We start from the raw sequence: 13,334 nt of genomic DNA, 5'->3' as shown, positions 1-13,334 counted from the left end.
AATGGCGTTATATGATGGGTTATTGGTTATTTATACACTACTTTTTTGTGGAGATATCAACAATTCGTTCTTCTCTAGGCATGTTGATAGTGGCTTTTTGCTTAATATATTCAATAACGGCCGTTGCTGCACTGGTATTAGGAATATCTTTAGTATTTTGGCCATGAGTAAAGGCAGTGAAACCATCACCGCCTCTTGCTAAGAAGGAATTAGCAATAATGGGATAGTAAGCATTATCTTCAACTTGTTTTCCATTAATAGAAACAGAAACAACACGCTCGTTAACAGGTTTAGAGCTATCATATTGCATTTCAAAACCACTAGAAGCCTGCAATACACCATTAGTTAAATTTGCAGAGTGATTCATTAAATCCCGTAAATCTTTACCACTTAATTCCATGTAAGTTAAATCATCAGGGAATGGGAACATACTAATAATATCCCCGATCGTAATATCTCCTTTATGGATCTCGTTACGAATACCACCACTATTAACAAAAGCAATTTGAGCTCGATTATCTGTGACTAAAAAAGCATCGGTAATTAAATTACCAATTTCAGAAGATCCACCATAAGAGCGCGTTAGTTCATTATGGGCGTTACCAATTTTTTGTTGTGCAATTTCATCTAATTTTTTAGTCCATGCTTCTATTTTTTTCTGTGTATCTGGATCAGGTTTATGTTCATCGGCAAAGATATTAACTAACTCGCCCTTATAGCTATCAATTTTTTTAGTTTTATCATTGATATCTAAAACTAATTTTCCCACATTAATGCCATAAGCATCCGTAGAAACAATCAACGTATCATTTACTTTAATAGGTTCTGGTGTACCCACATGAGCATGTCCAGTAATTAAAATATCCAACCCTTTTACTTGCTGTGCTAATTCAATATCTTTTTGTAGCATACGGGTGACATCTGCTGAGCCAAAGCTAGATTGTCTTGCAGGAACACCTTCATGAACCAGTAATACAGTTATATCAACTTTCCCTTTTAGTTCATTAAGATATTTATTAAGGTATTCAACTTCGTCTCTCGCTTCTACACCCTCTCTTTTATCTTTATTGACAGTATCATAGAAAGCAAATTTACCGTGTAGTCCTATTACACCAAACTTAACGCCTTCTTTTTCTACTATAATATACGGTTTATCCCAAACAGCTTTCCCATTATTTTCATAGAAAATATTACCTAAAAGTACGGGGAACTTCGCTTTATTAAGCTGTGTAACCATATTTTCAACACCATGGTCGAATTCATGATTTCCCACGGAGGCAGCATCAAAAGACATTTCATTCATGATATCAATAATGGCTTCACCTTGTGTTAAGGTGCTTAAATAAGGTCCTGTAAAATAATCACCAGCATCAAAAAATAAGACGCCTTGATTATCTTTTTTTGCCTCTTTAACGATGGTTGCAATATTGGCAAAACCGCCAACTAATCTATCTTGGCTAACGTAAGGAGCTTTAAAAGGAACGGCATTCGCGTGCAAATCGTTAGTGTGATAAATGGTAATTTCTTGAGCAAAAACTGAAGAATTCCCTAATAACGTGCCAATTAAAAGAGGCAATATAAAAATAGGCTTATGCATAATAATATCCTGTAATAATGAGAATACTGAAATAACGTTGTTGATGTTCGATATCTAGTTAATAACAGCTGAGTTATTAAAAGTATGATAACTATCACAGTAAGTTAGCAATATACCCGATTGAATTATGTTATTATCGTTTCGTGTTGGTTTTTTATGATAAGAACTGATGAAAATAACAAACGAAATCAATGTTAATATATGCAAAACAGAGAGTTGTGAACATTTTGCTGACGTAATAGAAGATGTTTATATCATCCCTTCTTTTAAATTGGGCTTTCCCGCTGTTTATTGTAATGGTTGTGGTGGTAGCAGTGTATTAATCAATAATGAAGATATAAAAACATTATTAAATCCTTATATTGATTTTTTTAATTTAAATATCAATGAATACTGTCCAAATTGTGATTCATCAGAGAAAATATTTTATGGAAAAACCGCAAAAAGAACAGTACGTTATCAATGCAAAAAGTGTAATGCTGTTTTCTCTCTTAAAAATAATATAGATTTAAAACATCTTTATAATAAAATAATAGACCTCCTTATTTTACAAACACAAACACCAACTTATATTATCAATAATTTAAATATTACCCCCGCTCTGTTTTATCGGAAATTAGCTAAAATTGAACAATTGCTAGAAATAAAAACACGAAAATATGAACAATCTTTGAATAGAAACAAAATCTATAGTTTACAAACAAATGTATTTACTTTGAATTGCCGAAATAATACAAAAAAAGGTTTTTCAAATGAGCTATTTGGGATTGTAACCTGTTGTTCTAATACAGGTTATGTTTTTCTGTCTAGTGTTAATTGGAGTAAGGCTGTCGTGAGTCCTGACAGCCAATATCATAACAATACAAAAAAAGAGGTGCTAGATAATACGCAAGGTATATTACTTGATAATATTATTATGCGATATGAACAAATAAATAATAGAAAAAGTTTTGGACAAATTCAATATACAGAAAAAATTTGTTCTGAACATATTATTGAACCCGTTGTTTTATCACACTTTCATTTTCTTAAATTAAAATTTATTCTACCAATAACTATCCAATACCATTTTATTTATCATGATAGTTTTATACGTGGTGGGTGTATGGTGGCCTATGGAAAAGAAATAAAGCGAAAAGAATCTAACCTTTATTATGTGGTTTCAAAAGGAACTCGTTTAACAACTGACTTTTCTTATAAAGGGAGTTATACATTGGGTTGGTGGAATAATAAATGGTATGAGTTTATATCTCAAGATAATCAAGAGCTTTTTTATCTATGTAATTTAGGGTTAAATAAAACAGATGATATTAACTTTTATACTAAAATAGCTCCTTCTCTTGATTATAGTCATTTGTTTATTCAATCATTTAAAGAGAAGTTTCCGGATGTATTTTTAAGAAAATTATCGCCTAGTACAGTAAGTTTATTATTGTCTATTTATAGCTTTTATTATAATTATTGTCTTATCAATGAAAACGAAACGCCCGCACAAAAAATAGGATTAAGAAAAGAAATGATAACATTGGAAGCGCTATTTGCTTAAAATAAAGACGCCTTATTAAAAGTGTTTAACAAAGCATTTTCACATCTAAAATTTATCTATTTATTTTTAATAATGATTTCCTACTTTAATCCTTGTCTATTGTTATTTTTTTATTTCAATATTTGGAATAGATAAAGTAATGTGACTTATAGTGCTATCTAAATCTTCTCTTAATCTTTCTTAAATTTTAGCCATGATAATAAGTGGTGAACTTATATTGATATGTGAATTAGTGATTTAAAAAGAGAATATAATGGACATCAGTTTAAAACCTATAACTTCAGATAATTATGAAGAAATTAGTTTACTTGAAGTAGAAGAATATCAAGAAGATTATATTGCTTCTAATATGTGGTCTTTAGTCGAAGCGGCTTATAATGAAAACTATATTGTCAGAGGAATTTATTTATCAGATAAATCTGTTGGTTTTTTTATGTGGGTGAAAGAAAATTCGTATAAAATTGCTATCTGGCGTTTTATGATAGATAAAGTACATCAAAATAAAGGATTAGGCCGAGAAGCACTACATATTGCTTTAAGTGAAATTAAGCAAGATAAGCAAATCAATGAAATCGAAATTTGTTACAACCCATTAAATCCAGTAGCTAAAAATTTTTATAGTTCTTTTGGTTTTGAAGAGATAGGTCTGGATAAAGATGGTGATGATATGTTGGCAGTCATAAGAGTATGAAAAGAAATATAATGATCATAGGTTATTGGAATAATGAATTTCAATTAGTGAACCAATACTCGATTAAATTTTATTTAATTTTAAAAAAGATGATAAGTGATTTTTTATAATATAGAATTGATCTCTTTAAAATAGAAAAAGGTGCAATTGCACCCTCTTCTATTTTTTATCAACCTAAAGGTCGTAATTATAGCCCGATAATTTGTCTGTTTTTAGGGTAAGAAAGCGTATAATTTAATGGTAAGGATTTTTCTTGTTTTTCCCCTAACGTGATATTCCACTCTATTTCACCTGTATCTTTATCAAGTACGCCATCTTTATAATCAGCGTTTGAGACGTTAATATTATTTTCCTGGCTAAGTGGTAATTGATCGTAAATTGTCACTTTAATCGGCGTGTTATACGTATTTCTTACTTTAATAGTATAGCTTTCTTTTTGTTCTATTGTGGTGCCAATAAAGATGGGTTCTTTCCTTATTTTTTCATTATTAATACGACTAATTTGGATGTTTTTATCTATTCCAAGTGGAATATTAAGTAATTCTGTTAATTCATTAGTGTTAATATAGTTATTACCTACAAAACTATTCATATAGTAGATATTAGCACGGCCATTAAGTAAATTTAAATTTTCCCAGTCTTTGACTTCAGCTTGTAAATAGACTTCTTCAGCTAATTTTGGTGTGGTTAAATAGCGATAATCTGCAACAACTTCTTTTTGATTAATCACTAATGTATTAGGCTCTGTGCTATTTTTTAAGGTGTAAGGTAATGCGATAGCGTGGCTTAAATTAATACCATTATTATTGGTTGTCACATACCGCGTTACGCCTTTATTTAATTGTTTTTCATAGCTTTCTTCTCTCATTATTGCGGGGGAAGGTGCTGAAGCCATATCCATGCTCATACTTTTACTTCTAAATTTAGCATTATCATTATAAAGAGCGAGATACCATGGTGATAAAGTGGGTGCAGTAATATTTAAAGATGGATTAGTGGATGTTAAAACCAGCTTTACTTTATCCCAATTTAGGCCTGTATTTTGAATAACATCTGCTTTATAGGTAAGTAATATTGGCTTATCCATACCTTGACTTCGAATATCATAAGCGGGAGACCATCCAGCATCTGGTGTTATATAAGATATACGCATTTTACTTGTTAGGTTTTTTGATGTGCCTAAAGATAAAACAATTTGTGTTTTCTCTTGCGCAATAATTGGCATATCGATTTCTAATTTACGTGTTAATTCTTCTAATTGCTCAGTCAGTTTAGCTATTTCTTCACGCGCTGTTTTTTGCTGATTTAAAATAGATGTCATTTTTTGGCTAATAAAATCAAACTTCTGTGATGAATGCTCTAATGTCTGCGTTTCACCAGAGCCAAAAAATGATTGGTCTTTTAGTAAAGCAATTTGTTCATCACCTACATTAATATTGATGTTTAATTCTTCAATTTGCTTATTAATGTCTTTCTGTTTTTTCATCAATACTGCAATTTCAGGAGGGTAACTAGGAGCAATAGGAATTTTTTTAACGTTAATGGTGTTAATAATCACATCGTCATTATCAATGCTAATTGATAGGCTTTTGGGATCAAGATTATCCGCAACATTTGATAAAATGACTTCATTTTGTCCTGCTGACAAATTGAGCGTCGTACTATTTTCAAGCTCTGCGCCTCGTAAGAAAATAGTGGCTTGATTAAGTGTTACATCTTGATAAAGCGTTTTAGTTAGCTCTGCTGAGTTAGGTTCATTAGCCAACGCGTTAGATGCACCAATAATCGATAATGTAAAAAGTGAAAGAGTGAGTTTATTAGGTTTAATCATCATTTTTATTCTATCCATAGTTGATGAGCAGTGTTGTCAGAATACTAAATAGGGATGCACTATTGCATAAGTATATTGAGATAGTATTGCATCTCTAATAATTTAGATAACAGAATAAACTTAAAGAGGAAGTGACATTAGAATATAAGGATCAAGATAAAACAGAGTGTTACAGTATTAGACAGAATAATCATTATAAATAATCAAGATTATCTTAGTAATGGTGAAAGATTTAGTCGTTACTTTATCTTAATTAGTCCTGTTTGGATAAAAATAAGAGAAATATTTTAATGATAAAAATAAAAAGGCAGTTTAAAAGCAAACTGCCTAGGATAAAGATGTTTGATATCGATTTTTATTTAACCACTTCGCCACTATCGATAACAGTTTTACGTACTTTATTAGAGAAATCTTGTGCTTCTTTAATAATCGCTTTCTCATCAACCGTTAATAGTTGACGATCTTCCATTAAAATTTTGCCATCTACAATGGTATGGCGGACATTACTGCCATTTGCACCATACACTAATGCGGCATATGGGCTATACATAGGCACCATATTAGGTGATTTTGTATCAACAACTATGATATCAGCAAGTTTACCTGATTCTAATGAGCCCAATTTATCTTCCATATGCAAGACTTTTGCTGAACCCATAGTCGCCAGCTCTACAACCGTTAAAGGTGGCATTGCAGCACGATCTTTATTTTCTAATTTATGAATTTTACCTACAAGATTCAGTTCATTCATGGTTGTTAGTGTATTACTCGACATTGGACCATCAGTCCCTAAACCGACACGAACACCCTTTTCTAGCATTGCGACGACAGGTGCAACCCCTTTCGCTGATTTTGTATTAGCACTGATATTATGAGCAACGCCAACATCATATTTTTTCAGTAAATCAATATCTTTTTCATCAACCATAATCGCGTGCGCCGCAATAACTTTGTTATTTAACGCCCCAATATCGGCCATATATTGAACAGGACTTTTGCCACCTGTGCGTTTGGCGATTTCTTCTTGTTCACGGTCTGTTTCAGCTAAATGGATCATTACTGGCACATCTAGCTCAATGGATAATTTGGCAATTTTCTGAAGATTTTCCGTGGTGTTTGTATAAGGTGCGTGAGGTGCAAAAGCAGGGGTAATACGAGGGTGATCTTTATATTCTTTAATAAAATTTACCGCATATTGAATGCCTTCTTCTGGTGTTTTCGCATCTGCAACAGGGAAATTAATAACAGATTCTCCTAATACAGCACGATTTCCCATTTTATCAACGGTTTTAGCAACTTCATCTTCGAAATAATACATATCAACATAAGTTGTTACACCACCTTTTACCATCTCGATATTTGCAAGATCAGCGCCTACTCTGACCATTTCACGAGAAACCATTTTGCTTTCAAGCGGGAAAATATAGCGGTGAAGCCTATCTGGAACATCATCCGCTAATGAACGAAATACTGTCATTGAACCGTGAGTATGAGTATTAATCAACCCAGGCATAACAATATCACCATCAACATCTAGAACTTTATTCGCTTGGTATTCTTTGGAAAGCTCAGGGCCTCCAACGGCAATAATTTTATTTTCTTTTACGACAACAGTACCCTGTTCAATAATTTTATTTTGCTGATCCATAGTTAGAACAGTACCGTCAACTATCATCAAATCAGCCTGTTTTGTAGCGTAACTGGAAAAAGAGACCGCCATTACAGCCAAAGCAAGCATAGATTTAGAAAATGACATCATTACCTCTCGTCTTGATGGAAAAATTTCCCTAAGATTATAAATAAATTCATTGGGTTTTGATATCTAATGAAAGTGAAAGAGATCACCGAATAAATAATTAATTGAAGTTATTATCACTTCTTTCATCTCAATTTCTTGCAGTTGGTCTTATCAATCAAGGAGCAGTTTTAATGAGTAAAACGTTGCAACCTGGTGAAAATACATCACTAAGTGAAAATAAAGGACAAGTTAGAGTCTCTCATGCAGTAGGCAATAACCTTGATATTAATTTGACTGCTTTTTTAGTCACTGAGTCAGGCAAAGTCGTCCATGATGATGACATGGTTTTTTTTAATGCCCCTCATCATGCCTCAGGTGCCGCGTCATTTATTGCACCAGTTACTCAAGGTTCATCGGTTATTCATAGTATTGATTTTGACTTATCTCGTTTGCCTACCAATATTACCAAAATTGCTATTACCTTGACGCAAGATGGAAGCGCTGGTGGTTTTGCTGTTGTGGCGCAATTAAAAGCGCAAGTATTGTTAAATAATGACGTTATTGAATTAGCACCAAGCCAATTTTCGCAAGAAACGGGCATTATTGTTTTAGAACTGTATGTTCGAAATGGGCAAAATAAAGTGCGTGCTGTTTGGCAAGGGTTCGCGTCGGGACTTGCTGGGTTATGTGATCTTTATGGTATTGAAGTTGAGGAGCCCGCCCCCGTTATTGCACCTGTACCGACACCACCAGTTAATATACAAAAAAGCGTGGTGAAACTGACGAAACCAGATAGTAGTCACCGTGTTTCTTTACTAAAAGGGAGTGATGCACCTAAGCGCATTTTAGTCAGTGCAACGTGGATAGATAATGGTGATGGTAAGGATAACGATGATTTAGATCTTCGTGTGGGTATTTTGCGTCCTAATGGTCAAATGTCTATTATTCAAGCGCCAGATAAAAGTGGTGCTTTTAATACGGATCCTTTTGTTTTCCATACTGGTGATGTGGTCAGTGTTAGCCAAGATCAGCCCGGTTGTGAAACAGTTGAAATAAACCCCGCTATTTCTCAATTAATGGGCGGAAAAGTGGCATTAGTTTGTAGTGTTTATTCTGCCATTAGTAATGGTTGCGTTTCTGTTGCATCATTAAAACCAACAATGCGCATGGAATATGGTAATCAAATCGTTGAGTGCTCTTGTGAATACAAAAAAGGTTTTTTCAATAATATGATTTATACCTATGTCATTGGTATTATTGAAATTGATCAAGAGAGCATTACGTTAAAGCCTTCAGGTGTAACATCAAGAGCAGGCAGTGAAGCCACTCCTTGGTTAACACGTATTGGTGATGAGCTTAAATTAACGATGGATGGTCCGCATGTTTTTAAAGGGAAGAAACCGAGTATTTTAGGCTCAAAGCGTTATGTCTAATCTCATTATAAAGAAGAAATAAGTTAAAGTTTATCTTAAGAAAAACGGGCAATAATATCTATGCCCGTTTGTTTATTTAAAGAGATAATAACCTGTGAAGTTAAGTGCGTCTTTTTTGCTGTAATAGCCACTTATCTAATTCATTAGCAAAAAGCTGGCGGTCGCGTTGGTTTAGGCTTGCAGGCCCTCCCGTTTGAATACCACTGGCTCTCATCGTATCCATAAAATCACGTATATTTAAGCGTTCACGAATAGTTGCTTCAGTATAACGTTCACCTCGAGGATTTAGAGCAACCGCACCCTTTTCAATTACTTCCGCCGCTAATGGGATATCTGCCGTGATCACCAAATCATCTTTATTGGTACGGCGGACAATTTCGTTATCTGCAACATCAAATCCAGCAGAAACTTGTAATGTACGTAAGAAAGGTGATGCAGGTACGATTAATCGTTGATTAGCAACAAAAGTAATAATCACTTTTTCTCTATCTGCTGCACGATATAACACTTCTTTGATTACTTTTGGACATGCATCAGCATCAACCCATATAGGCATAACAACTCTCTCTTGATTATTCTGTATTAAACATTGCATGGTTAAGGTGGTTAAAATAACACAATAATCCTAACTAAGTGATTGTAGCTTTGCTCGTGCTCGTTTTTCTGATTGTTGATTAACCCAAATACTCACTAATATCACAATCATACCGATAATTTGTAAACCAGTTAATTGTTGTCCTAATAATGCCCAGCCTAAAATAACAGCACTAAGTGGACTTAAAAAGCCTAATGATGCCACAGAGCTTGGCCCTAATAATGCCAATCCTCTAAACCAGAAAATATAGGTTAATGCCCCACCAATTAACGTTAAATAAGCTAAGCCTAAAAGATTAATACCCGTTAATGAAGGTAATGCAGGTTCAAATAATAACGCAAGAGGTAATAATACAGCACCACCCGCAGTTAACTGCCATGCGGTAAACATTAAAGGAGTAACTGGTGGTTGCCAGCGACGACTTAATACAGTACCAGCCGCCATTGATAAAGCACCACCTAATCCTGCAATTATTCCGAGAGGATCAAGGGTTGCATTAGGCGTAAGTATCAATATTGCCACACCTAATATGCCGCCTAATGCTGCTGAAATAGAAAGCCATGATAAACGTGTTTGTAATAACCAATGAGACAAAAATAAGACAATTAAAGGCTGAACCGCCCCTACAGTTGCTGCAACACCACCAGGTAAACGATAAGCCGAAATAAATAATAACCACCAAAATAGTGAGAAATTTAAAATACCCAAAATTATCACGCGTAACCACCATATCCCTTGTGGCAGTTGTCTCATAATCATTAATAATAAAATACCAGCAGGTAATGCACGTAATGCAGCCAATGTCATTGGCACGTTTGCAGGCAACATTTCGGTTGTCACAATATACGTACTTCCCCAAACAATAGGAGCTAAAGCGGTTAATAAAAGCGTTGTGTATCGGTTCATAAAGTGACTCAAGTTATTTGCCATTGTAATTTATCTTGAGGTCAAGATAAATTGATAATACCTTGACGTCAAGATAAATAATTGACATGATAAATGCATGGACAGAATAGATAGAATTACCGAACAATGGCAGCGTGAGCGACCCGATCTTGATATTAGCCCTATGGGGTTAATTGGCCGATTGGGTAATATTACTTTGCATCTTTCCCGCGAAATGGAGAAAGTTTTTTCCCAATTTGGCTTGAATACATCAAGTTTCGATGTGTTAGCCACATTACGACGAGCAGGAAATCCTTATACCCTTTCCCCTGGTGAAATGTTATCAACATTGATGGTTACATCGGGCACAATGACAAATCGCATTGATCAATTAGAAAAAGCAGGCTGGGTTATACGTAAAGTTAATCCGGAAGATGGCCGTAGCTTTTTAGTTTCTTTAACACCACAAGGTTTAGAATTAATCAACCAAGTTATTGAGGCTCATGTTAACAATCAAAAACGTTTGGTTGCGGGTTTATCACAACAAGAACAGCAAGCATTAAATGAATTACTAAAGGTTTTTCTTAATTCTCTAGAATAATGTTTTGCCCTCATTCTATTTTCTGCAAGATATTTAATAATAAAGGTAAGTACAGAAACTGAGTGTTCTTACTTACCTTCTTTTCTTTGTTTGCTTAAAAACCCTTCTTTTTATGCCATTTTTGTTTATTTAGGCACCTAATGTGCATGAAGTCACATTTTTACTTTGATTTAAATCAAAGATGTATTCTATTTGCTATTTTTAGGTTGCTGAATACCAAAAGTTAAATTATAAAGCGAATGATAATTATTATTGATCTCATTAAGGTCTGTAACTATGTGTATTCAATTTAAATCTTGCTTCGTATTATCGGCTCTAACCCTCTCACTTTCTCAATACGCCATTGCTGAAACGGCGTCACCTAAAGAAGAAACGCTGGTTGTTACTACAACGCGTAGTGCCTCCTCTTTATGGAATAGCCCTGCGACTATTCAAGTCATTGATAAAGAATCATTAAATCAATCAACCGCGTCTTCTATTGCAGATCAATTGCGTGATATTCCTGGTGTTGAAGTCACTGATAATAGCCTCGCGGGTCGTAAACAAATTCGTATTCGTGGCGAGGCTTCATCACGCGTACTTTTGTTGGTTGATGGACAAGAAGTTACCTATCAACGAGGTGGTCAAAACTTTGGTGCGGGTATTTTAATTGATGAATCTGCACTAGAGCGTATTGAAGTGGTTAAAGGTCCCTATTCTGTACTTTATGGTTCACAAGCTATTGGCGGTGTGGTGAATTTAATCACCCAGAAAGGCGGCGATAAGCCCTTTGGCGGCAATGTTAAAGTTGTTTATGACTCAGCAACGATGGGATGGCGTGAGTCAGCGTTAATTTCAGGCACAATAGGTGATTTTGAATACCGTTTTAATGGGAGTTATGCAGATCATGGTGATCGCGATACTCCTGATGGTCGCTTAGCTAATACTCATTTTAGAAATAATGGTCAAGGGGCATGGTTAGGCTATACAGTTGATAACCATAAATTTGGGCTTTCGCTTGATCGCTATGATTTATCTACGCAATCTTATTATGCTGATGAGGGAAAATATCAAGAGTTTAGCGTTAAAGTTCCTAAGCTTGAGCGTGAAAAAATCGGCTTATTTTATGATTATGATATTGATGCTGATTATTTTAAAAAACTTCATATAGATGCATATACACAGCGAATTGAACGAAAATTTGAAAACCGAGTTGGTGTCGTTACGCCAACAGGCAGTCCAATGATTGGTAATTTAACTGTTAAAAACCGGACACAGTCAGAGGATACACAGAATACTTATGGAATGACTATGCAGGCAAACTTTACGTTACCTGCAAATAATGAACTCATTTTAGGCGCGCAATATCAACAAGATAAAGTAAAACAAACCTCTGTTGGCCAAACATCTTCAAATAGTACAACGGGTTTTCCACCTGCCGTAAACTATGAAAAACAATCTTTGTTACATAATCGCAGTCAGCAAACTAATGTGTCTGTTTTTGCCCAAAATGGTTGGAAAATAACAGAAGATTGGTCATGGACTGTGGGGGCTAGGCAGTATTGGTTAAAATCAGAATTACAAGATGGTGATGAGACTGTTAATCATAATAAAACAGGTACAAGCTATAAGACATTACCCTCTACATCTGTGAGAGATAATGCTTTTATTGTTTCATCCAATCTACGTTATTCCGGGTTCAAAGATACTGAGTTGCGCCTTGCATTTGCACAAGGTTATGTGTTCCCTACGTTAGTTCAGCAATTTATGAACACAACGGCGGGTGGTGCGGTAACTTATGGTAATCATGATCTTGAGGCTGAACACTCTAATAACGTAGAGTTTGGTGCACGTTATAAAGGTAATAATTGGTATATTGATAGCGCCATTTATTATTCTGAAGCAAAAGATTACATCACCTCAGTCGCTTGTGCTGGGGAACGTATTTGCGAAGGAAATAGCAAAACAGGCCGAGCAGATTACTTCTATTATGACAATATCGACCGCGCGAAAACTTATGGTATGGAGGTAATGGCCCAATATCAAGGTTGGCCAATTACACCTTATGTTTCTGCCAATGTGATGCGTCGCCAATTTATTAGCCCAACCCTAAAAACATGGGATACAGGGGAACCTACAGTCACTACACGAGTTGGTACTAAACATCTCTTATTACTCAATAATATGAATCTAATGTCAGATTTATATTTAAGAGCAGCAACGCAAGCGAAAGATCATAGTAATCCAGAAAATAAACAGCATTACGCCGGCTGGACAACGGTTAATCTTTCACTTAGTAGTGAGTTTGGCCATAACGATCAATATCGTATTAACTTTGATTTAAATAATATTTTAAATAAGCGTTATCAAACAGCTCATGAATCTATTCCTGCTGCAGGTATTAATGCTGCAGTTGGTCTGACGTGGGCGTTTTAATA

10 protein-coding genes are annotated in these 13,334 nt (G+C 34.7%); 5 read left to right on the top strand and 5 right to left on the bottom strand.

Annotation, left to right across the window (positions count from 1 at the left end):
- Positions 1–37: 37 nt before the first annotated feature.
- Positions 38–1,597 carry a bifunctional metallophosphatase/5'-nucleotidase gene (locus tag ABN217_RS03345; protein WP_196553052.1) on the bottom strand — a complete coding sequence of 520 codons (1,560 nt, stop codon included), beginning with the start codon at positions 1,595–1,597 and terminating at the stop codon, positions 38–40.
- Between the two features lie 169 nt (positions 1,598–1,766).
- Here ABN217_RS03345 and ABN217_RS03340 point away from each other — a divergent pair, with 169 nt between their 5' ends.
- Entirely contained in the window at positions 1,767–3,143 is a 1,377-nt protein-coding gene (locus ABN217_RS03340) for a hypothetical protein (RefSeq protein WP_349459061.1), read from the top strand.
- A 253-nt stretch (positions 3,144–3,396) separates the two neighbouring features.
- Entirely contained in the window at positions 3,397–3,834 is a 438-nt protein-coding gene (locus tag ABN217_RS03335) for a GNAT family N-acetyltransferase (RefSeq protein ID WP_349459060.1), read from the top strand.
- A gap of 187 nt (positions 3,835–4,021) precedes the next feature.
- On the opposite strand, the gene ABN217_RS03330 is transcribed toward ABN217_RS03335, so the two are convergent.
- On the bottom strand, positions 4,022–5,668 hold the full coding sequence (locus tag ABN217_RS03330; protein ID WP_349459059.1) for a mucoidy inhibitor MuiA family protein: 1,647 nt from the start codon (positions 5,666–5,668) through the stop codon (positions 4,022–4,024).
- Between the two features lie 352 nt (positions 5,669–6,020).
- Positions 6,021–7,421, bottom strand: a complete 1,401-nt coding sequence (locus ABN217_RS03325; RefSeq protein ID WP_340896495.1) for an amidohydrolase — start codon at positions 7,419–7,421, stop codon at positions 6,021–6,023.
- Positions 7,422–7,594: 173 nt separating this feature from the next.
- Here ABN217_RS03325 and ABN217_RS03320 point away from each other — a divergent pair, with 173 nt between their 5' ends.
- The gene (locus tag ABN217_RS03320; protein ID WP_340896497.1) at positions 7,595–8,836 is read left to right on the top strand and encodes a TerD family protein; all 1,242 of its coding nucleotides are present in this window, start codon (positions 7,595–7,597) and stop codon (positions 8,834–8,836) included.
- A gap of 100 nt (positions 8,837–8,936) precedes the next feature.
- Here the strand turns inward: ABN217_RS03320 and ABN217_RS03315 are convergent, their stop codons facing one another.
- Both ABN217_RS03315 and ABN217_RS03310 read right to left on the bottom strand, forming a co-directional pair.
- Entirely contained in the window at positions 8,937–9,392 is a 456-nt protein-coding gene (locus ABN217_RS03315) for a YaiI/YqxD family protein (RefSeq protein WP_072068072.1), read from the bottom strand.
- A 69-nt stretch (positions 9,393–9,461) separates the two neighbouring features.
- Positions 9,462–10,337: an EamA family transporter gene (locus tag ABN217_RS03310; protein ID WP_349459058.1), complete on the bottom strand. Its 876-nt coding sequence runs from the start codon at positions 10,335–10,337 to the stop codon at positions 9,462–9,464.
- A 97-nt stretch (positions 10,338–10,434) separates the two neighbouring features.
- Here ABN217_RS03310 and ABN217_RS03305 point away from each other — a divergent pair, with 97 nt between their 5' ends.
- Positions 10,435–10,917: a MarR family winged helix-turn-helix transcriptional regulator gene (locus ABN217_RS03305; RefSeq protein WP_072068074.1), complete on the top strand. Its 483-nt coding sequence runs from the start codon at positions 10,435–10,437 to the stop codon at positions 10,915–10,917.
- Positions 10,918–11,193: 276 nt separating this feature from the next.
- Entirely contained in the window at positions 11,194–13,332 is a 2,139-nt protein-coding gene (locus ABN217_RS03300; protein WP_340896500.1) for a TonB-dependent receptor plug domain-containing protein, read from the top strand.
- Positions 13,333–13,334: the final 2 nt, after the last annotated feature.

It is taken from the genome of Proteus sp. fly-1067, assembly GCF_040139345.1.
GTDB classification, from domain to species: Bacteria; Pseudomonadota; Gammaproteobacteria; order Enterobacterales; family Enterobacteriaceae; genus Proteus; species Proteus vulgaris_B.
This window is presented reverse-complemented; position numbering and strand designations above follow the sequence as displayed.